At 64.8% G+C, this 23049-nt stretch carries 27 protein-coding genes and 1 riboswitch; of the genes, 11 read left to right on the forward strand and 16 right to left on the reverse strand.

Going from position 1 to position 23049, the window contains the following annotated elements:
* Positions 1 to 4: 4 nt before the first annotated feature.
* The 3 genes from B5J99_RS03090 to B5J99_RS03100 form a co-directional block, all read right to left on the reverse strand.
* A complete protein-coding gene (locus B5J99_RS03090) occupies positions 5 to 799 on the reverse strand; it encodes a TIGR00266 family protein (RefSeq protein WP_054133917.1) in 795 nt (264 codons plus the stop codon).
* A gap of 97 nt (positions 800 to 896) precedes the next feature.
* Positions 897 to 2300 (reverse strand): hypothetical protein, encoded by a 1404-nt coding sequence (locus B5J99_RS03095; RefSeq protein ID WP_117351436.1) that lies wholly within the window; start codon positions 2298 to 2300, stop codon positions 897 to 899.
* Positions 2297 to 2932, reverse strand: coding sequence for an ATP-binding cassette domain-containing protein (locus B5J99_RS03100; RefSeq protein ID WP_117351437.1), 636 nt, complete (start codon positions 2930 to 2932; stop codon positions 2297 to 2299). The genes B5J99_RS03095 and B5J99_RS03100 overlap by 4 nt, the downstream gene beginning before the upstream one ends.
* Positions 2933 to 3009: 77 nt before the next feature.
* Positions 3010 to 3115: riboswitch (TPP riboswitch) on the forward strand.
* Positions 3116 to 3160: 45 nt separating this feature from the next.
* Here B5J99_RS03100 and thiC point away from each other — a divergent pair.
* Both thiC and B5J99_RS03110 read left to right on the forward strand, forming a co-directional pair.
* Positions 3161 to 5065, forward strand: coding sequence for a phosphomethylpyrimidine synthase ThiC (gene thiC / locus B5J99_RS03105; RefSeq protein WP_054133914.1), 1905 nt, complete (start codon positions 3161 to 3163; stop codon positions 5063 to 5065).
* Complete coding sequence (locus tag B5J99_RS03110) at positions 5058 to 5654, forward strand: hypothetical protein (RefSeq protein WP_245991725.1); 597 nt, start codon at positions 5058 to 5060, stop codon at positions 5652 to 5654. The genes thiC and B5J99_RS03110 overlap by 8 nt, the downstream gene beginning before the upstream one ends.
* Before the next feature lie 122 nt (positions 5655 to 5776).
* Here B5J99_RS03110 and B5J99_RS03115 read toward each other — a convergent pair whose 3' ends face one another.
* Together B5J99_RS03115 and B5J99_RS19790 are read right to left on the reverse strand one after the other, a co-directional pair.
* Positions 5777 to 6196: a hypothetical protein gene (locus B5J99_RS03115; RefSeq protein ID WP_117351439.1), complete on the reverse strand. Its 420-nt coding sequence runs from the start codon at positions 6194 to 6196 to the stop codon at positions 5777 to 5779.
* The gene (locus B5J99_RS19790) at positions 6193 to 7107 is read right to left on the reverse strand and encodes a DNA/RNA non-specific endonuclease (protein ID WP_245991726.1); all 915 of its coding nucleotides are present in this window, start codon (positions 7105 to 7107) and stop codon (positions 6193 to 6195) included. Before B5J99_RS19790 ends, B5J99_RS03115 begins: the two co-directional genes overlap by 4 nt.
* A gap of 289 nt (positions 7108 to 7396) precedes the next feature.
* Here B5J99_RS19790 and B5J99_RS03130 point away from each other — a divergent pair, with 289 nt between their 5' ends.
* Both B5J99_RS03130 and B5J99_RS03135 read left to right on the forward strand, forming a co-directional pair.
* Positions 7397 to 7816, forward strand: coding sequence for a hypothetical protein (locus B5J99_RS03130; RefSeq protein ID WP_162892428.1), 420 nt, complete (start codon positions 7397 to 7399; stop codon positions 7814 to 7816).
* A gap of 163 nt (positions 7817 to 7979) precedes the next feature.
* Entirely contained in the window at positions 7980 to 8324 is a 345-nt protein-coding gene (locus B5J99_RS03135; protein ID WP_162892429.1) for a hypothetical protein, read from the forward strand.
* Between the two features lie 39 nt (positions 8325 to 8363).
* On the opposite strand, the gene B5J99_RS03140 is transcribed toward B5J99_RS03135, so the two are convergent.
* From B5J99_RS03140 to B5J99_RS03160, 5 genes are all read right to left on the reverse strand, one after another.
* Complete coding sequence (locus B5J99_RS03140; protein ID WP_117351442.1) at positions 8364 to 8813, reverse strand: pyridoxamine 5'-phosphate oxidase family protein; 450 nt, start codon at positions 8811 to 8813, stop codon at positions 8364 to 8366.
* A 95-nt stretch (positions 8814 to 8908) separates the two neighbouring features.
* Positions 8909 to 10204, reverse strand: a complete 1296-nt coding sequence (locus B5J99_RS03145; RefSeq protein WP_117351443.1) for a glycosyltransferase family 87 protein — start codon at positions 10202 to 10204, stop codon at positions 8909 to 8911.
* Positions 10205 to 10227: 23 nt separating this feature from the next.
* On the reverse strand, positions 10228 to 10677 hold the full coding sequence (locus tag B5J99_RS03150; RefSeq protein WP_069050799.1) for a GtrA family protein: 450 nt from the start codon (positions 10675 to 10677) through the stop codon (positions 10228 to 10230).
* Between the two features lie 205 nt (positions 10678 to 10882).
* Positions 10883 to 11365, reverse strand: coding sequence for a DUF2141 domain-containing protein (locus tag B5J99_RS03155; protein ID WP_245991727.1), 483 nt, complete (start codon positions 11363 to 11365; stop codon positions 10883 to 10885).
* Complete coding sequence (locus B5J99_RS03160; RefSeq protein ID WP_117351444.1) at positions 11322 to 12113, reverse strand: sterol desaturase family protein; 792 nt, start codon at positions 12111 to 12113, stop codon at positions 11322 to 11324. The genes B5J99_RS03155 and B5J99_RS03160 overlap by 44 nt, the downstream gene beginning before the upstream one ends.
* Before the next feature lie 88 nt (positions 12114 to 12201).
* Here B5J99_RS03160 and crtY point away from each other — a divergent pair, with 88 nt between their 5' ends.
* On the forward strand, positions 12202 to 13377 hold the full coding sequence (gene crtY, locus B5J99_RS03165) for a lycopene beta-cyclase CrtY (RefSeq protein ID WP_054133906.1): 1176 nt from the start codon (positions 12202 to 12204) through the stop codon (positions 13375 to 13377).
* Here the strand turns inward: crtY and B5J99_RS03170 are convergent.
* From B5J99_RS03170 to B5J99_RS03195, 6 genes are all read right to left on the reverse strand, one after another.
* Positions 13374 to 13793 carry a hypothetical protein gene (locus tag B5J99_RS03170; RefSeq protein WP_117351445.1) on the reverse strand — a complete coding sequence of 140 codons (420 nt, stop codon included), beginning with the start codon at positions 13791 to 13793 and terminating at the stop codon, positions 13374 to 13376. The two genes, crtY and B5J99_RS03170, sit on opposite strands and share 4 nt — an antisense overlap.
* Positions 13794 to 14027: 234 nt before the next feature.
* Positions 14028 to 14258 carry a biotin/lipoyl-containing protein gene (locus B5J99_RS03175; protein ID WP_231683750.1) on the reverse strand — a complete coding sequence of 77 codons (231 nt, stop codon included), beginning with the start codon at positions 14256 to 14258 and terminating at the stop codon, positions 14028 to 14030.
* On the reverse strand, positions 14258 to 15295 hold the full coding sequence (locus tag B5J99_RS03180; RefSeq protein ID WP_211337869.1) for an alpha-ketoacid dehydrogenase subunit beta: 1038 nt from the start codon (positions 15293 to 15295) through the stop codon (positions 14258 to 14260). Before B5J99_RS03180 ends, B5J99_RS03175 begins: the two co-directional genes overlap by 1 nt.
* Positions 15292 to 16263 (reverse strand): thiamine pyrophosphate-dependent dehydrogenase E1 component subunit alpha, encoded by a 972-nt coding sequence (locus B5J99_RS03185; RefSeq protein ID WP_117351446.1) that lies wholly within the window; start codon positions 16261 to 16263, stop codon positions 15292 to 15294. The genes B5J99_RS03180 and B5J99_RS03185 overlap by 4 nt, the downstream gene beginning before the upstream one ends.
* Positions 16263 to 16901, reverse strand: a complete 639-nt coding sequence (locus B5J99_RS03190) for a glutathione S-transferase family protein (RefSeq protein ID WP_117351447.1) — start codon at positions 16899 to 16901, stop codon at positions 16263 to 16265. The genes B5J99_RS03185 and B5J99_RS03190 overlap by 1 nt, the downstream gene beginning before the upstream one ends.
* A 16-nt stretch (positions 16902 to 16917) precedes the next feature.
* Positions 16918 to 17682 carry an SDR family NAD(P)-dependent oxidoreductase gene (locus B5J99_RS03195; RefSeq protein ID WP_162892430.1) on the reverse strand — a complete coding sequence of 255 codons (765 nt, stop codon included), beginning with the start codon at positions 17680 to 17682 and terminating at the stop codon, positions 16918 to 16920.
* 229 nt (positions 17683 to 17911) lie between these two features.
* Here B5J99_RS03195 and B5J99_RS03200 point away from each other — a divergent pair, with 229 nt between their 5' ends.
* From B5J99_RS03200 to B5J99_RS03220, 6 genes are all read left to right on the forward strand, one after another.
* Positions 17912 to 18442, forward strand: a complete 531-nt coding sequence (locus B5J99_RS03200) for a DUF4345 family protein (protein ID WP_069050806.1) — start codon at positions 17912 to 17914, stop codon at positions 18440 to 18442.
* Positions 18443 to 18535: 93 nt separating this feature from the next.
* Positions 18536 to 19648, forward strand: a complete 1113-nt coding sequence (gene gspL / locus B5J99_RS19460; protein WP_162892431.1) for a type II secretion system protein GspL — start codon at positions 18536 to 18538, stop codon at positions 19646 to 19648.
* The gene (gene gspM / locus B5J99_RS19465; RefSeq protein WP_162892432.1) at positions 19645 to 20124 is read left to right on the forward strand and encodes a type II secretion system protein GspM; all 480 of its coding nucleotides are present in this window, start codon (positions 19645 to 19647) and stop codon (positions 20122 to 20124) included. The genes gspL and gspM overlap by 4 nt, the downstream gene beginning before the upstream one ends.
* Positions 20125 to 20131: 7 nt before the next feature.
* Positions 20132 to 20854, forward strand: a complete 723-nt coding sequence (gene gspN, locus B5J99_RS03210) for a type II secretion system protein N (RefSeq protein ID WP_054133896.1) — start codon at positions 20132 to 20134, stop codon at positions 20852 to 20854.
* Between the two features lie 217 nt (positions 20855 to 21071).
* Positions 21072 to 22616 carry an acetyl-CoA acetyltransferase gene (locus tag B5J99_RS03215; RefSeq protein WP_162892433.1) on the forward strand — a complete coding sequence of 515 codons (1545 nt, stop codon included), beginning with the start codon at positions 21072 to 21074 and terminating at the stop codon, positions 22614 to 22616.
* Positions 22613 to 23047, forward strand: a complete 435-nt coding sequence (locus B5J99_RS03220; protein WP_117351449.1) for an acyl-CoA thioesterase — start codon at positions 22613 to 22615, stop codon at positions 23045 to 23047. The genes B5J99_RS03215 and B5J99_RS03220 overlap by 4 nt, the downstream gene beginning before the upstream one ends.
* Positions 23048 to 23049: the final 2 nt, after the last annotated feature.

Raw genomic sequence — 23049 nt, forward strand, 5'->3', positions numbered from 1 at the left:
CGACTCAGTTGCCGCTGATCAGATCGCCCAGCGATCCGAGCGCCGAGCCCTCGCCGCGGTTCGGCCCGCCCCGGCTGCCTGCCGCAGCCAACATCCGTCCGGCGAGCCGCGAGAACGGCAGCGACTGGATCCACACATGGCCCGGACCGCGCAGCCGCGCGAAGAACAGCCCCTCGCCGCCGAACAGCGACGACTTGATTCCGCCGGCCGAGATCAGATCGAAGTCCACGCTCGAAGTGAACGCCGCAACGCAGCCGGTATCGACATGCAGCTCTTCGCCGGGCGCCAGCTCGCGCTCGATCAGCGCGCCGCCCATCTGCACGAACACCATGCCATCGCCTTCGAGCTTCTGCATGATGAAGCCCTCGCCGCCGAACAGCCCGGTGAGGATGCGCTTCTGGAAATGAATGCCGATCGACACGCCCTTTGCCGCCGCGAGAAAGCTGTCCTTCTGGCAGATCAGCCTGCCGCCATAACGCGTGAGGTCGAGCGGCAGGATGTTGCCCGGGGTAGGCGCGCCGAAGGCGACGCGCGCCTTGCCCGATCCGGTGTGCGTGAACACCGTGGTGAACAGGCTTTCGCCGGTGACCAGACGCTTGCCCGCGCCGAGCAGCGCCCCCATGAAGCCGCCACCCTGGTTGGCGCTGCCATCGCCGAACACCGTGGTCATCTCGATGCTGGCATCCTTCCACACCATCGCCCCTGCTTCGGCCACCGCACTCTCGCCGGGGTCGAGCTCGATCTCGACGAACTGCAGTTCCTGTCCCTTGATTTCGTAGTCGATTTCGTGCGCGGGCATGTTTGGGCTCCTGATGGTGGGTGTTGGGGGAAGATTATCGCGCGACTGTGACAGCGGCAATGCATCGGGTCACAGGGCCAGGACGAATGTTCAGGCGCTAGCTGGACAGATAGACGTACCAGCCGATCAGCAGCACGACGCGCGGAGCGAACGACGAACCCGTCAGCGCCGCCAGCGCGATCGCAACAACCGAGGCGGCACCTCCGCTCGCCAGCGCCAGCAGCAGCGGGTCTTCCGATCCGCGCGCTGCTGCTGCAGGAACCGCGAGCAGCAGCGACCAGCCCGTTCCTGCCAGCACGAAGGCGAAGCGCCGGACAGCAGGCGACATCGGGGTGGTCAGCGCAAGCTTGAGCAGGCCGCGCGCCTCGCTGCGCCCGGCATGCGCGCTGAGGCCAAAGATGAGCAGCAACAGCGCAAGCGGGCTGCCGACATAGCGATAGTCCCCGTACAGACCTGCAAGCGCAGCGGCGGCGGCGAGCAGCAGGAAAAGCCGCCCCGCACCGATCAGCCGGGCCTCTGCTATCACCAGCCCCGCAAGGCGCGATCGTGCAGCTTTTGCGGGGGGTGCATCGCTCTGCGCCGGGGCTGGCGGCCCCGCAGACAGCAGCCGGGCAATCCGCCCCTGCCGGGCCTGGCTGCGTCTCGACCGGTGCGGGCGGTAGATCCCACCTGCGAGCAGCACCAAGGCAAACGCAACGGCGACCCAGCCCAGGCGCGCAGCGACGTAGCCGGGCGCGTGCAGCCCGGCCATCACGTCCAGCGCAATCCGCCCCGCGCCGAGATCGCGGGGCGCGCCGATGATGATGTTGCTGTTGTCCGCAGGCTGAGGACCGACAAGCGGACGGACAAAGCCGCCATAATCCAGCATGTTGGCAGCCAGGCTGGATGGCTGGTCCGCAGTTATGATCGGCGCGACGAGCGAAAACATCCAGATGAAGAAATAGCACAGGTCACCCAGCGCACCGCGCAGCCATGGCACCGCATCGAACAGGATGCGCAGCGCCGCTAGCCCGATCAAAGCGGGCGCCGCCACCAGCCACAGGGCATAGGCGATCAACCAGGGCTGCCAGGGGCCCGTGACCATCAGCCAGCCCAGGAACCAGCCTGCGACGGTCAGCGTGCCCAGCGACGCGAGCAGCACCGCAGCATCAGCGAGAAATCGCCCCATCAGCATCGCAACGCGCGGCGCGGCGGTCACCTCTTCCACCTGCCAGGGCTGGCGGCGGTTGATGTTGGCGCGCAGATAGATATAGCCTGCGGGCAGCAGCAGTGTCGTCACCACGATGCCCAGCCACACGCCCAGCACCGGCGAGGTCAGCACCGGAAGCTGATCGTTCACCGCAATCGCGATGCCCTTGCCGCTTTCATCTGATATCATGAAGCGCGCGCCCACCGGCGCGATCAGCAGCAGCAGCCACAGGCCCCAACTGCGCTGATATCGGATCAGGCTGATGACAAGCGACGACCGGAGCACCGCGCCGGTTTGCGGCCCTGCAATCATGCCGGCACGACCCTGCCCTGATCGACGCGCAGCACCTGAACCGCTGCCGGAGCCAGCGCATCGGCAAGGTGCGTGGTCATCACCACCACCGCCTCGCGGGCGCGTTCGACGATCAGCTCGCTCAGCCGCGCTGCAGTCTCGCCGTCCAGTTCTGCCGTGGGTTCATCCAGCGCCAGCAGCCGGGGTGCGCCCAGCATAGCCTGCGCGAAAATCAGCCGCCGCCGCATGCCGCCTGAGAAGGTCGAGATGCGGTTGTTGATATCGGCGTGCAGCCCGATCCGCTCGGTGATCGCTCCGAACTGCACATCTGCCTCGCGCGCATCCAGCCCCTTCAGCGCGGCCATGTGCAGCGCGAATTCGCGCGCGGTCAGATCATCGGGCAGTTCGACCGCCTGCGGGGCATAGCCCAATGCGGCGCGCAGCGCCTGCCGTGCGCCCGGCAGCGCGGCGCCATCCCAAGCAACTTCCCCCTTGTTGGGCTTTTCCGCCGTGGCGATCAGCCGCAACAGCGTGGACTTGCCCGCCCCGCTCGGCCCGACCAACAGGGTGAGCCCGACCGGAAAGCTCGCGGAAACCGCATCCAGCACCGTCTTGCGGCCATAGGATCGTGATATCTGTGTCAACTTCAGCATATCGCTGTGTTATAGCGGCAATACAGTGCGCGCAAGCGGATTTCTCTGGTCAAGCCGCACCGGACCCCCTAATCTCCCGCCCATCCCCGGGGAGCCGAGCGGCTGAGAGGTGGGCGTTGCGCCCCACGACCCGTTGAACCTGAACCGGCTGATACCGGCGGAGGGAGGGAGCGGCGTTTTTACCATCCGCCCGCATCCGCTCTCCCGTCGACCAAGGAGAGTTTACCCATGGCAGATATCCACGCACGCACCGAAATCGGCGTTACCACCGGCCCCATCCGCGGCAGCCGCAAGGTGCATGTTGCCACCAAATCGGGCAGCGGCATCCGCGTTGCGATGCGCGAGATCGATCTCGCCGGTGGCGAGCCGTCCGTCCGCGTCTACGACACCTCGGGCCCGTACACCGACGCAGAAGCGCATATCGACATTTCCGCAGGCCTGCCCGAGCTGCGCCGCGACTGGATCTGGAACCGCGGCGATGTCGAGGTGGTCGACCAGCGCGAGGTCAAGCCCGAAGACAACGGCCAGCTCGGCCCCGATCGGTCGGGCGGCGTGCCCGCCTTCCCCAACGTCCGCAAGCAGGTGCTCCGCGCGAAGCCCGGCATGAACGTCAGCCAGATGCATTATGCCCGCCGCGGCATCATCACGCCGGAAATGGAATATGTTGCCGAGCGCGAGAACCTGGGCCGCGAACGCCTCGCCGAATACAGGCGCGACGGCAACAGCTTCGGCGCCTCGATCCCCGATTACGTGACGCCCGAGTTCGTCCGTGACGAGGTCGCGCGCGGCCGCGCGATCATCCCCAGCAACATCAACCACCCCGAAAGCGAGCCGATGGCGATCGGCCGCAACTTCCTGGTCAAGATCAACGCCAATATCGGCAACAGCGCGGTCGCATCGAACGTAGCCTCCGAGGTCGACAAGATGGTCTGGTCGATCCGCTGGGGCGCGGACACCGTGATGGACCTTTCCACCGGCCGCAACATCCACGACACCCGCGAATGGATCCTGCGCAACAGCCCCGTGCCGATCGGCACCGTGCCGATCTATCAGGCGCTCGAAAAGGTGGGCGGCGTCGCGGAAGAGCTGACCTGGGAGATCTTCCGCGATACCTTGATTGAACAGGCCGAGCAGGGCGTCGATTATTTCACCATCCACGCGGGCGTGCGGCTCGCCTATATCCCGATGGCGGCCAAGCGCGTCACCGGAATCGTCTCGCGCGGCGGTTCGATCATGGCGAAATGGTGCCTGGCGCATCACAAGGAAAGCTTCCTCTACGAGCATTTCGACGAGATCACCGAGATCATGAAGGCGTACGACATCGCCTATTCGCTGGGCGATGGCCTGCGCCCCGGATCGATCGCCGATGCCAATGACGAGGCGCAGTTCAGCGAACTCTACACGCTGGGCGAGCTGACCCACCGCGCGTGGAAATCCGACGTGCAGGTGATGATCGAAGGGCCCGGCCATGTGCCGATGCACAAGATCAAGGAGAATATGGAAAAGCAGCTCGAGGTGTGCGGCGAGGCGCCGTTCTACACCCTGGGCCCGCTGACGACAGACATCGCGCCGGGATATGACCACATCACCAGCGGCATCGGCGCCGCGCAGATCGGCTGGTACGGCACGGCGATGCTCTGCTACGTCACGCCCAAGGAGCATCTGGGCCTGCCCGATCGCGACGACGTGAAGGTCGGCGTGGTCACCTACAAGCTCGCCGCGCACGCCGCCGACCTTGCCAAGGGGCACCCGGCAGCGCAGGTCCGCGACGACGCGCTGAGCAAGGCGCGCTTCGAATTCCGCTGGCGCGACCAGTTCCACCTCAGCCTCGATCCCGACACCGCCGAGCAGTATCACGACCAGACGCTGCCCGCCGAAGGCGCGAAGACCGCGCATTTCTGCTCGATGTGCGGGCCCAAATTCTGCTCGATGCAGATCAGCCAGGAAGTCCGCGACTTCGCCACCAAGCAGAACCAGGGGGTCGAGGGCTTCATCGCCACCGGACCGAGCGGAGCGGAGACCGCAGCGGCAAGCAAGGAAGCCGCGCTCAAGGGCATGGCAGAGATGAGCCAGCTCTACGAGGACATGGGCCGCGAGCTCTATCTGGGGGCGGGCGATCGGGAGCATGATTGAGCCGGTGAAGGCCGCGCTGGCAGCCGCATCGCTCGCGGTGCTGCTGCTCGCGGGCTGCGGGTCCGAACCCGCAGCCGAGCGGGCGGAGACGAAGCCTGATGCTGCGGTCGTCGAGGATGCGCCTCAGGCGGCAGACGCGGCGCAGCCAACGCCCGCCATCGCGACGGCGCAGACGCTGACGCTTGAGGGCTATGGCGGGCTGATGATCGGCAAACCGGTGCCCGCAGGCTCGCCCTGGGTCGCGCGCGGCGCGCAGATTTCCGACGGCTGCGCCACGATCACCGCGCCCGACTGGCCCGGCGCCTATGCCATCGTCGAGGAAGGCGTGGTCCGCCGCATCACAGTGAGCGATGAATCCAAGGCAAAGCTGGTCGAAGGCATCGGCCCCGGATCGACCGAGGCGCAGGTCCGCGCAGCCTTCCCGTCGTTCGTCGCGGAGCCACACAAATACGTCGACGCCCCCGCCAAATACCTCACCCAACCCGGCACCGACCCACGCCTGCTCTTCGAGATCGACGACAAGGGCATGGTCAGCCTGGTGCATGTGGGGATGATGCCAACGCTGGCGTATGTTGAGGGGTGTGCTTGAGGGTTGGGTGGGGTGGACGAGGACGACGGGAGGCTGGCTCGTGAGCGGGTCGTCAGGCGCTGAACAACCTACGACTTACAGTGGCCAGCGCTAGTCAAACTTTAAGCGTCACGTCACAAAGACTAAAGCTCCCAACTGCCAAAGGGCATGGGCGGATAGACAATTTGGCCATCTCCGAAATACGAATGGACCACTTCGTCCCTGACCTCAAACTCATCTTTTTCAAGGTCGATATCCTTAGCGTAAAGAATGTTTGTGGTGAGCTTTCCGGATTTTATAAACATCTCGATAGCTTCACACCGGCTAGCCGGGGGAGGTGTGAATGCCAACTCCCATAGAAGATCAAGATTTTCTCTGTCATCAGCCACGACATTACAATATTGAATATAGCCTTTTTTGCCGATAAACACACTGTACGTGATGCTGTCTGTAGAAATTCCACTCAATAGCAGAATTCCTCTGTTTTCCGATCCATGTTTCGCTACCAGATTTCGGGCAATTTCCGAAATGATATCTGCCATTTCAACCTGCCATTCGGTCATTTCCGTTTCCCCTTTCGCTTCTTTGGAACTCGAATGGCGCTGGGTCGATTCGGTACTTCAGCAAATTCCGTGCGCCCACCGATATTGTACCAAATGAGAAGCCGATCAGGTCGCCTCGATCCCTTGGGATAAATTATGTCCATGGCCAGACTGACGGGCTTACCCTTGGCTTTGGCATCGAACCACTTTTGTTCGAGGACCCGATACTTTCCGCGATTGATCGATGCGTCCTGCGCGAAATGGTTGAAGGCATCGCGTGGTCCATTGAAGCGGTGCGCAATGAAATGGCCGCCGTCATCCGTCGGCAGCCGGTCCGGCTTACCGGCATTGCGCTGCGCCGATCTAGACCTTGGTGTCCGGGCGTCGATCGAGAGGTCAGGAACTTCAATCCTGTGGGGATCGCCGTTCTCATCCAGCGAAAAGTGGTAACCATTGCGTTCAACCTTCCGCCAACCTGGCGTCCTGACAGGCCGCGCTGGTGCAGGCTTGACCGATGGGCGCGGCCCGATCGGGCCTGGAACAACGATCGGTTGGACAGGCGCGCTTCGAGGAATCGGTTTTGGCCCGGGCTTGGCCTGACCACCAGATGATCCTCTCGCGTCCCATGAACCACTGGCACCCCCGCCACCGAAGGAACCATCGCCCCTAACCGGTCGGCGCGGTGGATGGCCTGGAACATCCACCCGGTGCGGAGGCCTACGAGGCGGCGAGCTTGCCTGTCGTGCCGCACGCCCCTGCCCGCCCGACCCGTAATGCCGCCCGGTGCCGGCAAAGGTGAAGCGACCGTTCTCCGGGTCGTGCCAGGGATTGAACTTGCGCTCAATCGCGGGAATCGTTCCCCGATCAGGCCAGCGGCCCGTTCGCAACCATATTGCAAAGCCATTACGCCTACCATCGGACAAACCCTGCATAGTGCCGCTCCATCAAGGGAAACCGGCAAGAACATATCAGCAACATTTTCCAACAAGTCAATCGACGGTAGAAAAGCTTCAGCAGGGGAACCCTAAACGACATTGCGTGACTAGTAATGGATACCTACCGTTTCAGTGACTTAGGTCTAGATAAGGCTCGCTGCAGGTTGTCACCGGCCATCTGCTCCGTTTCGGATGCAATAGCGCTGCAGAGGGTGCTTCTAATCCAGTCGCTGGTTTATGCTCACTCTCGCGGCGCGAAGCTGCAGCAAGAGCCGGGGGCGAAACAGTGAGGCGTATCAAAATAGCTTTGGCGCTGGCGCTTTCCGCCGCCTCGGTCATGACCCCGCCCGCGTGGACCATGGCGCCCAAGGACTCTCAAGCCATGCCGATGGACTTTTCCCATGTCACCAGCCGCGCGCAGGCCGAAGCCCTGGTCAAGCGTGGGGAGCTGGTCAGGATACGCTTCTTCCCCAAAAGGTTCGGCGGGCGGGGTGACAGGGAGAACATCGGCTATGTCCCTCCGGGCGCGCTGATGATGATCGACTTTGCCAACGACCGGGTCAGCGGGCTGATCGATCTGAAGGCCATCGATCGCCTGGTGGTGGAGCCCAAATATCGCGGCAAGAGCATCGTTCCGGTGCAGATCGTCTACATCTGCTCAGGCGAGGGCGAAGCCACGATCGACATGACCCTCAATATCTGGTGAGCGCATATATTTGCATCCGCGCACCGGAGCCCCGGCCTGCAGGGCGGCCTGTTTCTGTAGGTGCACCTCGGGCAGGTGCCGGTACGGGGTTGCCGGTGAACGGTCATCGGGTTCGGGGATCATGACTCGAGACAAGGACCGCCCCGCCAATCCGGAAGGCCGGATGGCGCGCGAAATCGACCCAGGCGTGCCTCGAACGCCGGACGAAGATATTGGCGTTCGCTCGACCGATATCGGCAGCTTCCTGCCGGAAGCGACGTATCGCGCTGTGCCCATCGTGTGGTTCGTCAGCGCGCTGATGGTCCAGTTTTTCGCGCTGCCATTCCTGCTGTCGTTGCCCGTAATCGGCGTCGCGTTAGTCGCGCTTTCGATGGTGGTGAGTGTGATGGTCCGCTACTGGACATTCAGGCGCGGCATGTCGCGCGCATCGCGCGCATGGAAGATAGCGACCGATGTCTTTTTGCTGCTGAACTGGGCCTGGTTGTCGGGAATCGCGTTGGTGCGATAGGAGCTGCAGGAGCGAGAACCTCCGTGCGAGGCGCCCCCGTCACCCCACCACGAAATCGCCCTCGTCCTCGCCATCCCAATACGCCACCCGCGTTGCGCGGACGTGGAGCATGACCAGGCCTTCGGTGTCGATGCCCTGTTCGAACCATCGTTCGAGATCCTTGCTCCAGTGCTTGGCGAACTGCGCCTTGTCGCGCACGATGTCGGCGGTGCCCTCGACCGCGATGAAGATGCCCGGCTTGCCGAACAGCGAGGTATTGCCCTGCAGCGACAGGCCTACCTTGGGGTCGCGCTTGATGTCATCGACCATGCGGCAGTCTTCCCAGGTGAAGTAATAGCTGTCGCCGTCGTAATCGACCTCGCGGTTGTTGCTCATCGGCCGCCCGCCGATCGCGCCGCCTTCGGCATGGGTGTTGAGCATCGCGAAATCGATGTCCCGCATGGCCTTGGCGATGTGGGCGAGCTGCTGGGCGGGGGTGGTATCGGGCATAAGAGCGTCTCCTGGCGGGTGTGCCAAGGATGCGCGCGACCCGGCGGAAGGTTCCGCGACGGCTGTCAGCGGACCGGTTTGAACTGCGAGCGGGATCAGGCCAGCTCGATCTGCCGGGGCTCGCTCGCCTGGGCCCGGGGCGCAGTGGTCGGAGCGGTCGATTCGGTTGCCATGGTTGCGGGAATGTCGCTGACGCGCACGCGTACCGCGCGCCGCATCGCCAGCGCCACCAGCGCGATCAGCAGCAGCAGCGGCGGCGCCATCAGCGAGAGCGGATCGCGGCCGACGCCGGCGATCTCGGGCTCCTGCGCAAAGGCGGTGAACAGGCCATAGCCGGTGCCGACCCAGCACAAGGCGAGCAGCGCGAACTGTTCGATCGGGCGGGTGCGTTCGAGCAGCCCGGGCAGGACGAAGGCCAGCCCTACGCCCAGGATGCACAGGTCGTAATCATAATTGTACGGGCTGACGAACAGCGATGCGGCACATGCGCTCGCGGCGAGCAGCTGCGGCGGCAGCTTGCGCCACCAGCCATAGAACAGCAGCGCGATCACTCCCGCGGCGGATGCCCCGTGCACCGCAAACGCCATGTCCGAGGACAGCCCCGCGCTTCGGGCGGTGGCGTAGATCGATGTCATGCGGAACAGCGGGTATTTGCCCTGCGCCAGATAGGCGCTCGATTCGCGCACGCCATCGAGGAACGCCGGCCAGATCGACAGGCCGAAGATGAAAGTCGGCAGCGCCAGCGCGGCGATGACGATGCCGGCGGCGATGAACATCGCCTGCCAGCGGCGCTCGACCAGAGCGAGCAGCGAGATCGCCGCGGCCAGATGCGGCTTGATCACCATCAGCCCCAGGGGAATGCCCGCCCTGGAGCTGCGCTGCTGCAGCGCGAGCAGGAAGGTCCCGATCAGTGCGCCGGTGAGAAAACCGTTCTGTCCGGTCATCACGGTGAGCAGGATCACCGGCAGGATCGCGACGATCACGCCGGGCAGATGGTCGCCCGCAATCCGCTTGAGCACGGTGATGTAGAAGGCCAAAGTCAGCCCCACGAACAGGCCATAGGCCCATCCCAGCGGCAGCGCAGCCAGCGCGGTGACGAACAGGGTGAACGGCGGCGGGTAGGTCCACGGCATGAACACCTTGACCCCGGTGAAGTCCTTTTGCGCGACCTCCATCTTGGCCATGTTATAGCTGTCGTTGGCCCGGCCTTCCTGGCCCAGCTTGCCCGCGACATAAAAGGCGTGGAAATCGACCACCGTCTTGTCGCTGCCCGGCGGAACCGGGGTCTGATAGGATATCGCCGCGAAGGTCAGCAGCATGGCGGCAACGGTCAGCGCGGCCTTGAGCAGTAGACGGCTGGTTGCGATCGGGTGAAGATAGGCCTGGGTCATGGATCGGTCGGACGCGGCGGGCCTCAGGCCGGCGGAGCGGCAGCCACGGCATAGGGCGCGGCGCCCGCAGCCTTGGTGTTGAACACGAAGCGGCGGTCGAGCTGATATTTCACGAAATAGCCGATGCCGAGCCCCAGCAGCGCGCCCGCGACGCGCGCGTCGTGCGTGTGCCAGGTGAACCAGAACAAGGTCTCGGTACCCCAGAAGATCAGCGTCGTGACCACGCCCATCAGCGTGTAGAGCGAGAATTTCTGCGCATGGGCGGCAACACCGCGGCTGTGATCGGCAAAGATCCAGCGCTTGTCGAGCAGGTACTTGACCACCAGCCCGACTCCGGTCCCGGCGGCGAGCGCGAGGTAGTAAACCAGCGCCTGGTCGTCAAAGGCGAGGATCGCCGATTGCGTGCCCAGATTGGCCGTGGTGGCAAGGATGGCGAAGGCGCCATAATGCAGCGCGAGGGTCAGGTTACTCACAGCGCACCCCTTTCAAACGCCAGTGCGTGCGGCTGAACCCCAGGATTTCGCTCGGCAGCTGGCATCGAACACCCCATCTTCGCCCCCGTCGCGACATGCAGACAGGGGGCTTTGGAGCGAGGATAGGATCGGCTGGCTTAGATTTCGTTAACGCAACGCGGATGGCGGGCGATGAAGGCGCAGACTGTGGCCGACAGCCTGATGCCTACAGATAGTATTTGATCTTCACCCGCTGGCTGGTGCCTGCGCCCTGGGCCACGAAGACCACCTGCGAAAAGCGCGGCGGGCCGAAGCTGAAGCTGGGATTGCGCGAGAAGCCGATGCCTTCCTTGGGAATGCCGGCAAAGGTGTCGAGCTTGCTGTTGCCGTTCTCGTCGTGGACGATGGCGAGTGCATACTGGCCTGCGGGCAGGTTGGAGAAGCGCGCGACGCCATCCTTTGCTCGCGCCGTCATCCGGCGCGCCGCAGGATCGTCCTCGCAATCGGGAAAGCTGCGTTCGTTGGCGGTCAGGCAAAGCTGGAGCAGTCCCTTGGACGAGCGCAGATGATCGACGGTGATGTCGATATCGCTTAACGGAGCGGCCCCCGGCAGGACAGACAGCGCGGCGAGGCCGAGCGCCAGAGTCTTGGGCAATGCCACCATATCAACTCCCAGAATGTGCAGAACGCGCGGCGTCGAGCGCCGCATTTGCCTGCCCCTTGTGCGATCCCGTTGCAGGGAACTCCCCCAGCCCCTTGTCCGTACCGCATAGCCTGTCCCAGAAACGGAAATAAAGCCCGTAATTGCAGGTGTAGCGCGCATGGTGGTGCTGATGGTGGCTGGCGGTTATCAGTCCCTTGCCTAACGGCCCGTGAACAAGCCAGCGCGGAAACAGCTCCCAGCCCATATGGTTGGTCACTCCCATCAGCGTCATGATACCCAGCACCAGTCCCAGCATCGCGGCATGGATGGGGATGACGAACACCAGCACGGGGATCACGATTGCCCCGGTGAGCGCCTCGATCGGGTGAAAGCTCATCGCCGCCCAGGCGGTGGGCGGGCGGCTGTCATGGTGCACCGCATGCGCGATGCGGAACCATCTGGGCTGGTGCATCCAGCGATGGGTCCAGTAAAACCAGGTATCGTGCGCAAAAAGATAGGCGATCACCGAAACTGGCAGATACCACAAGGGATAGGCGCTCCAGTCGGTATAGACCTGCGTCCAACCATGGTTCTGCCAGCCCCAGGCGACCACGCCGGTGGGGATGCCATAGATCGCCGCGCTGTACAGCGACCAGCGGATTTCCCGGCCGATCTGCGGCTTCATGCCCTTGTAAAGCCCCGGGCGGACCTTGTCGGTCAGCCACGCAAACATGCCGCTGGTCAGCAGATAGCGCACACCGACAATCAGCGTCATCGCCAGCGCCGACAGCGCGATGTGAGAGGAACCGAGCATCGTCACGCTGTAGCGTGGTTATGCTGCGCTGCAAAGCGGTCCCTGAACCCTTCCCCTGCGCCGCTGGCTGCGCTAGGGCGGGTGGGACATGAAATCTCCGCGCAATCTCTCCAGCAAGACTCTCAAATGCGATGTGGCTATCCTCGGTGGCGGGCTGGCCGGCGGGCTGATCGCGCTCGCGCTGCGCCGCAAGCGGCCCGAGCTCGACGTGCTGCTGATCGAGGAGAGCGCATCGCTGGGCGGCAACCATATCTGGTCGTTCTTCGGACCCGATGTCGCGGACAAGCATCGCTGGCTGGTCGCGCCCCTGGTCTGCCATGGCTGGCGCGGCTACGACGTCAAGTTTCCGGGGCACGAGCGCGCGCTAGAAGAAAGCTATTATTCGATCCTGTCCGACCGGTTCGACGAGTATCTGCGCGAAACGCTGCCCGCGCATCACATCGTCACCGGCACCCGCGCGCTGGCGGCCAGCCAGACCAATGTCGTGCTGGAAAACGGCGCACGGATCGAGGCCGGCGGCGTGATCGATGCGCGCGGCGGCGGCAATGTCCGCCATCTGCGCTGCGGCTGGCAGAAGTTCATGGGGCAGATGCTGCACCTTAGCGAACCCCACGGCCTCACCCGCCCGATCGTGATGGACGCGACGGTCGAGCAGATGGACGGCTATCGCTTCGTCTATTGCCTGCCGATCAGCCCGATGGAGATCTTCGTCGAAGACACCTATTATAGCGACACTTCGGACCTCGACACACAGGCGCTGTCGGCGCGGATCAGCGCCTATGCCGATGCCAAGGGCTGGCAGATCGAACGCGTCAGCCGCACCGAGACCGGCGCACTGCCGGTGGTCTATGGCGGCGATTTCGGCGGATACTGGCAATCGACCGGCGGCGATGTCGCCAAGGCCGGCACGCGCGCGGCGCTGTTCCACGGCCTCACCGGCTATTCGCTGCCCGATGCGGTGCGGCTTGCTGCGCACATCGCCGAGATGCCCGACCTGTCGGGAGCGGCTCTGGCCGAAATGAGCCGCAAGACCAGCCTCGACCATTGGCAGGCAGACGGCTTCTATCGGATGCTCACCAAGATGCTGTTCAAGGCGGCGGGCCCGGATGAGCGGTATCGCGTGCTCGAACGCTTCTACACCCTGCCCGATGCGCTGATCGCGCGGTTCTATTCGGGCAAGTCGACGCTGTTCGACAAGGTCCGCGTGCTGGCGGGGCGCCCGCCGATGCCGATCTGGCGCGCGATCCGGGGACTGTTCAGCTAACGCGAGCGGTCTGCCAGCCTTGCAAGCAGCTTGGTGTTGTAAGCCGTGGACTTGAGCCGACGACAATCCTTTAGGAACTCGGTATTTCCCGCCCGCGCAAACGCCTCAGCCTCTTTTTCCGACTTCGAATGGTCTAGCAGGAAGCTGCGAATTCTGGAGACCAGGCTGTCGGACGGAAGCCTTTTGTCCGTGATGGAAAGCGGAGAAAATTCCTTTGGATACACGTTGTGCTTCCACAGGAAATCGCCCTCCGCGATGTCGTGTTGAAGAATTTCCAGGTTCATGTGCTTGCCGCGCGCGACGATCACGCCAGTATCGTAATCGATCCGATATTCGTCCCGCATCTTCCGGATGAAAATCCAGCAAAACGGCGTCATGGTCGCAAACGGACCAGCAATGATGTGCTCTGCGTCCAACTCGAAGTAAGTCAGACCGACGTCAACTCCGGCAATCGCCTGACAAATTGATTTGCGATCTGATCTGGCTGACAGAGGCTTTCTCCTTGCGGCGGGGTAGATGAGGCGCGGAGCCTATCACCCTCGGCGCATGGCAGCCATGGGGTCGTTGCGTGGACAACAGCTTATTTCGCAACAGCGCGGCGAACGAACGGGCGGCTTGTCCGCGCGGCTCCTAAACCGGCCTCTGCGCGGCTAGCCGATCGTCCCGATGACATCGCCGATCTTGTAGGCTTCGCCTTCCTCGCCGGTCACGCGCAGCACGCCCGATTCCTGCGCCTCGATCTCGGTGGTGCTCTTGTCGGTCTCGACGGTGTAGAGCACGTCGCCCTTTTCCACCGTCTCGCCGTCACCGAACATCCATTCGACCAGAGTGACTTCGGTGACGCTCATGCCCAATTTGGGGATGCGGATCTCGGCCGGCATCAGCGTTTCCATTCCATGGTCGTGCGGATTGCGCCTGCAATCTCGTCCTTGTTGGGGATCCAGGCCTGCTCAAGCACGCTCGCCATCGGCACCGCGGAGAACGCGCCGCCGATGCGTTGCACCGGAGCCTTCAGCTCGTTGAACAGCGCCTCATGCAGCCGCGAGGCGATTTCCGCGCCGGTGCCATAGGCGCGCACCGCCTCGTGCAGCACGACCGCGCGGCCGGTCTTGCGCACCGATGCGGTGACGGTCGCCTCGTCATAGGGCGCGATGGTGCGCAGATCGATAACCTCGACCGACAAGCCCTCTCCGGCCAGCGTCTCAGCCACTTCCAGCGCATCGAGCACGGTGCGGCCATAGGTGATCAGCGTGACATCGCTGCCCTCGCGCGCGATCGCCGCCTTGCCCAAAGGCACGCGGTAGTCGGTGCCGGGGTCGTCGGACTTGAGGCCGTAGCACAGGATGTTCTCGATGAAGATCACCGGATCGTTGCATTCAATGGCGCTGCGCATGAGCCCCTTGGCGTCTGCGGCGTTCGAGGGCGTCACGATCTTGAGCCCCGGCACATGCGCAAACCACGCCTCCAGCATATCCGAATGCTGGCCGCCAAAGCCGACGCCCACGCCGGTAGTGGTGCGGATGACCATCGGCACATTTGTCTGCCCACCCGACATGAATCGCAGCTTGGCCGCGTGATTGACGATCTGGTCCATCGCCACGGTGACGAAGTTCATCAGCATGATTTCGGCGATCGGGCGCATCCCCGCCAATGCCGCGCCGACGCACGCCCCCATGATCGCCTGTTCCGAAATCGGCGTCGCGCGGATGCGGTGGTCGCCATATTTCTCGCTGAGCCCGGACGAGACCTTGAACACGCCGCCGCCCTGCTTGGCACCGACATCCTCGCCCAGCAGGATGACGCCCTCATCCGTGGCCATCGCCTCGTCGATCGCGGCGTTCAGGCCTTGCACGACGGTGATCTGCTTCACCTTCGCCTTCTTCTCCGCCTTGGCGTCCAGCGTGGCTGCATCGCTCATGCCGCGATCTCCTCTTCGAATACATCCTTGCGGATTTCGTCGGCGTCCGGATAGGCGCTGGCGAACGCGAACTCGACCGCCGCTTCCAGCTCCGCCTCAAGGCCGGCGACGATCGCGTCGAGCTCGGTTTGCTGGAACTGATGCTCGAGCATCAGCGCGTTCAACTTGGGCAGCGGGTCTTCAGCCTTCATCTCCTCGATATGCTCGGGCGGCATGTACGAGAAGTCGGCGCCGAAGAAGTGCCCCATCATCCGGTAGCACATCGCCTCGATCAGCGTCGGCCCTTCGCCTGCCCGCGCCCGGTCCACGGCCTCCTTGGCGACCTGATACATCGCGACCGCGTCGTTGCCGTCGACCTTCACGCCCTTCATCCCGTACGCGGCGGCGCGGGTGACGATCGAGTCCACCTTGGTGTGATCGGCAAATGCGGTGTGCTCGCCATAGCGGTTGTTCTGGCACAGGAAGATCACCGGCAGCTTGTAGAGCTGCGCCATGTTCATCGCCTCGTGGAACGCGCCGATATTGGTCGCGCCATCGCCGAAGCAGGTGACGGTAACCTTGCCGTCCTTGCGGTTCTGGCTGGAGAGCGCGAGGCCGTTGGCGATCGGCAGGCCCGATCCGACCACGCCTGTCGTGACCATCACGCCGGTGGCCGGATGAGTGATGTGCATCGACCCGCCCTTGCCCTTGCAGGTGCCGGTGACGCGGCCAGCAATCTCGGCGATCAGCAAGTCGAGCGGGACCCCCTTGGCGATCTGATCATGCTGGCCGCGATAGGTGGTGACGAGATAGTCGTCCTGGTTGAGCGCCGCCATCATCGCCGACGTCACCAGCTCCTGACCGCGCATCGTGTAATAGATGGTGGCAAGCTTGCCGCTCATCAGCAGCGAACGCATCTTCTCGTCGAAGCGCGCGACCTTCATCGTGCGGGTGTAGATATCGAGCAGTTTTTCTCGGTCGATGGTCATTACGCCACCCCCTTCTTGGCGTCGAGGCTGGCGGTGGCGCTGGGGCGCGCGGCGACCCTCTCCGACCAGGCCTTGAGGTTGGCGAGATCATCGGGCGTCGGCTGTCCGACCATCTTGCCAAACTCGGTGAGGCAATAGAGCAGGATATCCGCAAGCGTGAACCGGTCGCCCGCCAGCCAGGTCTTGTTGCTGAGCAGCGCGTCGAACGCGGCGAGCCCATCGCGCGCGCAGGCTTTCAGGCCATCGGCGGCCTCGGGCAGGCAGCGCAACCGGTTCTGGAACATCGGCAAGCCCTCCGAGCCGCGGAACGCAGTGGTCATCGGGGCTACGACATCATAATCGAGCCTGCGCACCAACATGTTGGTCACCGCGCGCTCTTCTGCGGTGGCGCCGATCAGCGGCGGGGTGGGGAATTTCTCCTCGATGTATGCGCAGATCGCGGTGCTTTCCGACAGATGGCTGCCATCGTCCATCTCCAGCAAAGGCAGCTGGCCGAACGGATTGAGCGCGGTGAACGCGGGCTGGCGGTTTTCGCCGGTCATGATGTCGACGAACGCACGGTCGATGGTCGCGCCCTTCTCTTCGAGGAACATCAGGACGACGCGCGGATTGGGGCCGATCGACTGGTAGAGTTTCATCTGCAAAGGCTCCGGATCAGAACTGGACGCGCTGGGTGAAGCCGCCATCGATGACGACATTCGCCCCGGTCATGTACGGGCATGCCGGGCTGGCGACGAAGACAATGGCCTTGGCCACCTCTTCAGGCTCGCCGAAGCGACCCATCGGCATCTTGGCCAATGTGGCCTCGTACAACGCGGGGACGACGCCCTTGATCATTTCCCAGTTGCCGCCGGGATATTCGACCGCGCCCGGGGTGATGCAGTTGACGCGAACGCCCTGCCCGGCCAGCGCCTGCGAGAGCTGCGAGCCATAAGTGATCAGCGCGGCCTTCAGCGCATTGAAGGCCTGGGGCGCGATGAAGGTTTCCAGCGCGGCGGTGGACGACATGAAGATGACCGATCCGCAATCCGATTCGGTGAGCGCGGGGGTCAGCACCTCCATGCCATGCACCGCGTTCATGATGTCCATGTCGAGGCAGCGCTGCCAATCTCCGGTCGCGCCCTGGCCCGAGGCACTGGCAGTGTGAACGAAGATATCGCAGCCACCCAGGGTTTCCAGACAGCCGTTCAGCCAGGCCTTGTAGCCTTCCGGATCGCCGGTGATGTCGATCGCGGTGCCGTGCACCTTGCCCGGGCCGCAGCCATCGATCTCCTTGACCGCAGCCTCGACCTTGGCCGGATCGCGCGAGAGGAAAGCGACATCGGCGCCTTCGCGCGCGAAGTGCCTGAGCGCAGCGAGGCCCAGCCCGTGCGCGCCGCCATTCATGATGACCTTCTTGCCTGCCAGACCCAGATCCATAACCGCTCTCCTGCTGCCTATCGCGCGTGATTTTATGGCCGCCACGCTAACGGAATCACCTTTCCCCCGTAACCAGCAAAAGTGACAGCAGACGCCGCGGGCAAAGCCGTTTCTCGCGAGGCCGACCGGGATCGAAAGCGGTCCCTGCCCGTATCTGCGCAATGCTGGACATGGTTACCGCGAGCCCATAACAGGGGGCAAAAGGGCCAATGGAGAAGGATCACATTTCATGACCTGGGTCATTCGTCTGCTCGTCGCCGCGATTTCGGCGCTGTTCCTTATCATCGGCGTGCGCGCGATGCTGGATCCACAGAGCATCATCACCCAGTTCGAGCTTGGCCGCCAGGGTGTGACCGGCACCAGCGCGATCCGCGCCGACATGGGCGGCTTCTTCGTCGGAACCGCGCTCGCCGCGCTGATCGGACTGTTTCCGGGCAAGCGGCAATGGCTGTTGGGCGCCGCCGGCATGGTCGCGCTGGCGTTCACCGGACGTGCGATCGGACTGCTCAGCGACGGGCTGACCGCCAACATCGCGCAATCGATGATTATCGAGGCGATCACGATCGCGCTGCTGGTCGCGGCCTTCGGCATTCTCAACCCGCGCCGCCGCGAAGCGCTGGCCGCAGAAAGGGCGGCAGAAGCCGAAACCCAGCGGCTCGCCACCGAGCAGGAACGCCTGGCTGCCGAGCAGAACGACATGATGGCGCAAAACGATGACCAGCAGCAAAGGGACCGTGACTTGGCCCAGCCGATTGTCTAGGGCAGTATCCATTCGATTCTGTCGCCGTTCGGGGGTTTTGCGATCTTGTCTTCGACCCGCTTCCAGCAGCCCCCGGCCCGGACTGCCTGACCCATGGCACTTGATGGCCTGATCGTCACCTGTCCGCTGTCCGCCGATGCCGCGCTGCACTGGTGGCGTGCCGAAGACGGCCATATTGTCGCGCGCGGACAGGATTTCAGCCCGCCTTCTGCTGCTCCAGGAACCGACCGGGGCCTTACGGTGGCGCTGATCCCGGCCGCCGACACCGTGATCCGCATCCTCGACATGGGCGAGATGAGCGCCGCGCAAGCCGAGGCCGCCGCGCGCTACCGCGCTGCTGACCTGTCGATAGGCGGCGACCTGTTCGTCGGTGTCCGCGCGTTGGGCAACGGCGGCGGCGGCATGCAGGTGCTGTGCGCGACCATCTCGCGCGCGCGTCTGGCCGATCATCTCGCCGAACTCGCGCTGCGCGGGCTCGACCCCGATGTGCTGGTGCCTGTCGGGCTGCTGCTGCCTGCGACCGACGCGCCCGTCAGCGCCGTGTTTGGCGATCTCGGCGCGGAACGGCTCGGCGATGTCGTGCTCCCCCCGGATGACGCACTGGGTGCATTGCTTCTGGGTGAAACACCCGCGCTGGCGCTCGACCAGGATGCGCGCGATGCCGCGATGCTGGCCGCGCTTGCCGATCCGCCGCTGAACCTGCGCCAGGGCGACTTTGCCCGCCGCACGCCGATGTTCGCGCTCGGTCCCGGCCAGGGCCGCACCCTGGCATGGCTGCTGGGCGCGCTGCTGCTGGTCAGCCTCGCCATCCCGCTGATCGAGATCGGCAAGAACTATCTGGGCGCGGACCTTGCCGAGCGCCGTGCGCTCGCCAGCGCGCAGCGGCTGGTGCCCGGCGCCACCGACGTTGCGCAGGCCGAACAGCAGCTCGACGGCAAGCTCGCCGCGCGCGGCGCGGGCAACGCCATCGCCACCGTCCCGCTCGCCGGGTTGCTCTCTGCAATGCAGCCTGTAGCCGGCGTCACGATCCGTCAGGCCGATTACCGCCCCGGCGGCGTGATCGGCGCGATGATCGCCGCGCCTCGCGTCGAAGACCTCAATGCCGTGCTGATCGCGCTGCAGAACAACGGCTATACCGTCACCGCCGCCAACCGCAGCGATGCGACCGGGCAGGCCGTGGCCGACATCACGGTGCTGGCACCATGACCGAGGCAGCGAAAAACTGGTTCATCGCGCTGTCGCGGCGCGAGCAGATCATGGTGGGCCTCGCCGCGGTGCTGGCGCTCGCCGTCATCGGCTTTTACGGCATCTATCGGCCGCTGTATGAGGTTGCGACCGATGCCCGGCGCAGCTTCTACGAGGCGACGATGCAGGCCGGGCGCATCGAGGCGAAGACACAGGCGCTCTCCATGCCCGCCGACACACGCCCCGCAGAGGCGATTGCCGCACTCAACCTGCTGCTCGCCAGCGAAGCGGCGGAACGCGGATTCACGCTCGATGCCAACACCGCGCAAGGGTCTGACCGCGCCGAGATCGCGATCGGATCAGCCCGCTCGACCGCGTTCCTCGGCTGGCTCGCCGATCTGGAGCGGCGCGGCGTTGTGCCTGAAACGCTGATCATCCGGCGGATGGACAACGGCACCGTCTCGGTCTCGGCGCGGCTGGCCAAGGTTGGCGGATGACCTGCGCATGACGGGGTTCACAGTGAAACGCGCAGGCCTGATCGCACTGGTGCTGCTGGCGGCGCTGCTGGTGCTGCTGCCGCTCAGGATCGCGTTCGACATGAGCGGGCTGGGCAGCAGGGGCGTCAGCGCGCGCAGCGTCGAGGGCACCATATGGTCGGGAACCGTGCGCGATCTGCGAATCGGACGGCTGAGCCTGGGCGACATGGATGCATCGCTTTCCCCCCTGGCGCTGCTTGGCGGCGAGACGGTGCTGGCGATGGCGCGCGCGGGTGACACGCCGGGCCAGCCGCCGCTCGCCTTCGACCTGGCACGCAGCGGCGACAGCATCGCGATGCGTAACGCCAGCGGCGATATCGCCACGGCTGATCTGTTCGCCCCGCTGCCGCTGCGCAGCGTGACGCTGGATGGCGCGAACATCGCCTTTGCCGGGCGGACGTGCAGCGCGGCATCGGGTGCTGTTCGGGTCAATATCGAACAGAGCCTGTTCGGCATCTCGCTGCAGCGCGGGCTCAGCGGCACGCTGCGCTGCGACGGCGGCGATCTGCTGATCCCGCTCAAAGGCCAGTCGGGGCTCGAACAGATGGACATCCGCATCACCGGCCAGGGCCGCTACACCGCCGATTTCAAGCTCGGAGGCCTCGCCGGCGGTGCAGGCGCAGCGCTCTCGGTCCTCGGTTTCCGCCAGCAAGGCGATGCGATGGCGATCAGGATCAACGGACGGTTTTGATCGTGGCACTGGCTCAGGGACGGTGCTGCGCGCGCTTCTCTCCCCTCCCGCCTGCGGGAGGGGTGCCCGCAGGGCGGGGTGGGCGCGAGGCGCAGCCGAGCCAGTCACCTACGTCTTTCATGCCCACCCCGGTCCGGCTGTGCCGGACCTGCCCCTCCCGCAAGCGGGAGTGGAGAGGGCTGAGCATCATCCGCAGACCATATAGCAGGAGCAGGCCATGACCCTTTCCCCCAATACCCCGGTGCTGATCGGCGTCGGCCAGACGGTGGATCACTGGGACGGCAGCGATCCCGCCGCCGCGCCCAGTCCGCAAGGCCTGATGCAGCGCGCGTGCGAAGCGGCGCTGGCCGATAGCGGTGCCTCCGACGCGGTCCGCGCGGCGATCGATGTCGTCGCGGTGGTTCGCCATTTCGCCGACAGCGCGCCCGGCATGGTGCCCGAAGGCACCGGCGGTTGCGACAAGCCGCCGCTGGGCCTCGCTCACCGGCTAGGCATCACCCCTGCGCGCGCGATCTATTCTATCGTCGGCGGGCAGACTCCGCAGTCTTTGGTCAACGAGTTTGCCGCCGCGATCCATGCGGGCGAGGCGCGCTGTGTGCTGCTGTCGGGCTCCGAAGCGATTGCCGCCGCCAAGACCGCCGCGCGTGCGGGCGTGGCGATCGACTGGAACGAAAGCATCGCGGGTGAGATCGAGGATCGCGGGCTTGGCCCCATGCTGCTTGACCGGCACGAGCTGAAGAACGGCGTCGGCGCGCCGATCCTCACCTACCCGCTGTTCGAGCATGCGCTGCGCTCCCGGCTCGGCCGTAGCCGCGCCGAGCATGTCGCAGCGATGTCGTCCTTGTGGGCTGGCTTCAGCGAGATCGCCGCGGCCAACCCCTATGCGCAGTTTCCCAAAACGATGAGCGCGCAGTATCTGGCGACGCCATCGGACAGCAACTACCCGGTCGCCGACCCCTATCTCAAATGGCATGTCGCGCAGGATGCGGTGAACCAGGGCGCGGCGCTGATCCTGACCAGCGTCGGCCAGGCCGAGGCGATGGGTGTACCGCGCGACCAGTGGGTCTTCCTGCACGGCAGCGGCGAGGCGATGGACAAGCCCGTCAGCCTGCGCCCCGATCTGTCGCGGTCGCGCGCAATCGAAGTGGCGCTGACAGGGGCGCTCGACAGTGCGGGCAAGACCGCGAGCGATATCGCGCATTACGATATCTACAGCTGCTTCCCCGTCGCGGTGCTGCTGGCGGCAGAGGCGCTTGGGCTCGATCCTGCCAACACCGCGCTGACGCTGACCGGTGGGCTGCCGTTTGCAGGCGGTGCGGGTAACAATTATTCGATGCACGGCATCGCCGCGATGGCGCAGACGCTGCGCTCCGACCCCGGCAGCTTCGGGCTGGTGCTGGCCAATGGCGGGTTCCTCTCCAAGGAAGCGGTGGGCATCTACAGCACCACAGCGCCCGAGAGCTGGGCACCGGTCGATCACGCGCCGATGCAGGCCGAAATCGATTCCAAGCCCGCCCCCACAAGGCTGGAGGAGGACGCGACCGGCACGATCGAAAGCTACACCGTGGGCTATGCCAAGGGCCGACCTGCGCGTGCGGTGGTGGTCGCGCGCACCCCGCAGGGCCGGGTGATCGCCCGCCCTGCCGACGCCGACAAGGACGCGGCCTTCGCCGCGCTGACCGATCCCGAGCGCGATCCCATCGGGCGCACGGTGCACATCACGCATGCCGATGGCGTCAACGGCTTTACGGTCGCCCCGTGAGCCGACCGCAGCGCCCCGTTCGTTCCGATTATGCCGCGTTCACCACGATCAGCACCCGCTGGTCGGACAACGACATCTACGGGCACGTCAACAATTCGGTCTATTATTTCTGGTTCGACACCGCGGTGAACGAATATCTGATCCGTGCAGGTGCGCTCGATATCCATGCCGGAGACACCATCGGTCTGGTGGTCGAAACCGGATGCGCGTATTTCGCGCCGACCGCGTTCCCGGACATCATCCATGCGGGCGTCCGGGTCGATCATGTCGGCACCAGCTCGGTGCGCTATGGGGTGGGGCTGTTCGCCAACGACGACGCAGATGCTGCCGCCGCGGGACATTTCACCCATGTCTATGTCGGGCGCGAAAGCCGCCGCCCGGTGCCCCTGCCCTACGGTCTGCGGACGGCGCTGGAGGCCATCCGCAGATAGAC

It is taken from the genome of Blastomonas fulva (genome assembly GCF_003431825.1).
GTDB lineage: Bacteria > Pseudomonadota > Alphaproteobacteria > Sphingomonadales > Sphingomonadaceae > Blastomonas > Blastomonas fulva.

Excerpts from the sequence above, each read along its gene's own strand:
- B5J99_RS03100 (WP_117351437.1), bottom strand. The coding sequence starts at position 2,932 with ATGCTGAAGTTGACACAGATATCACGATCCTATGGCCGCAAGACGGTG.
- B5J99_RS03115 (WP_117351439.1), bottom strand. The coding sequence starts at position 6,196 with ATGACCGAATGGCAGGTTGAAATGGCAGATATCATTTCGGAAATTGCC.
- B5J99_RS03140 (WP_117351442.1), bottom strand. The coding sequence starts at position 8,813 with ATGCCCGATACCACCCCCGCCCAGCAGCTCGCCCACATCGCCAAGGCC.
- B5J99_RS19790 (WP_245991726.1), bottom strand. The coding sequence starts at position 7,107 with ATGCAGGGTTTGTCCGATGGTAGGCGTAATGGCTTTGCAATATGGTTG.
- B5J99_RS03095 (WP_117351436.1), bottom strand. The coding sequence starts at position 2,300 with ATGATTGCAGGGCCGCAAACCGGCGCGGTGCTCCGGTCGTCGCTTGTC.
- B5J99_RS03090 (WP_054133917.1), bottom strand. The coding sequence starts at position 799 with ATGCCCGCGCACGAAATCGACTACGAAATCAAGGGACAGGAACTGCAG.
- crtY (WP_054133906.1), top strand. The coding sequence starts at position 12,202 with ATGAAATCTCCGCGCAATCTCTCCAGCAAGACTCTCAAATGCGATGTG.
- B5J99_RS03180 (WP_211337869.1), bottom strand. The coding sequence starts at position 15,295 with ATGAGCGATGCAGCCACGCTGGACGCCAAGGCGGAGAAGAAGGCGAAG.
- B5J99_RS03175 (WP_231683750.1), bottom strand. The coding sequence starts at position 14,258 with ATGCCGGCCGAGATCCGCATCCCCAAATTGGGCATGAGCGTCACCGAA.
- B5J99_RS03110 (WP_245991725.1), top strand. The coding sequence starts at position 5,058 with ATGATTGAGCCGGTGAAGGCCGCGCTGGCAGCCGCATCGCTCGCGGTG.
- B5J99_RS03145 (WP_117351443.1), bottom strand. The coding sequence starts at position 10,204 with ATGACCCAGGCCTATCTTCACCCGATCGCAACCAGCCGTCTACTGCTC.
- B5J99_RS03215 (WP_162892433.1), top strand. The coding sequence starts at position 21,072 with ATGACCCTTTCCCCCAATACCCCGGTGCTGATCGGCGTCGGCCAGACG.
- gspM (WP_162892432.1), top strand. The coding sequence starts at position 19,645 with ATGACCGAGGCAGCGAAAAACTGGTTCATCGCGCTGTCGCGGCGCGAG.
- B5J99_RS03200 (WP_069050806.1), top strand. The coding sequence starts at position 17,912 with ATGACCTGGGTCATTCGTCTGCTCGTCGCCGCGATTTCGGCGCTGTTC.
- B5J99_RS03195 (WP_162892430.1), bottom strand. The coding sequence starts at position 17,682 with ATGGATCTGGGTCTGGCAGGCAAGAAGGTCATCATGAATGGCGGCGCG.
- B5J99_RS03160 (WP_117351444.1), bottom strand. The coding sequence starts at position 12,113 with ATGCTCGGTTCCTCTCACATCGCGCTGTCGGCGCTGGCGATGACGCTG.
- B5J99_RS03185 (WP_117351446.1), bottom strand. The coding sequence starts at position 16,263 with ATGACCATCGACCGAGAAAAACTGCTCGATATCTACACCCGCACGATG.
- B5J99_RS03155 (WP_245991727.1), bottom strand. The coding sequence starts at position 11,365 with ATGCGGCGCTCGACGCCGCGCGTTCTGCACATTCTGGGAGTTGATATG.
- thiC (WP_054133914.1), top strand. The coding sequence starts at position 3,161 with ATGGCAGATATCCACGCACGCACCGAAATCGGCGTTACCACCGGCCCC.
- B5J99_RS03135 (WP_162892429.1), top strand. The coding sequence starts at position 7,980 with ATGGCGCGCGAAATCGACCCAGGCGTGCCTCGAACGCCGGACGAAGAT.
- gspN (WP_054133896.1), top strand. The coding sequence starts at position 20,132 with ATGACGGGGTTCACAGTGAAACGCGCAGGCCTGATCGCACTGGTGCTG.
- gspL (WP_162892431.1), top strand. The coding sequence starts at position 18,536 with ATGGCACTTGATGGCCTGATCGTCACCTGTCCGCTGTCCGCCGATGCC.
- B5J99_RS03190 (WP_117351447.1), bottom strand. The coding sequence starts at position 16,901 with ATGAAACTCTACCAGTCGATCGGCCCCAATCCGCGCGTCGTCCTGATG.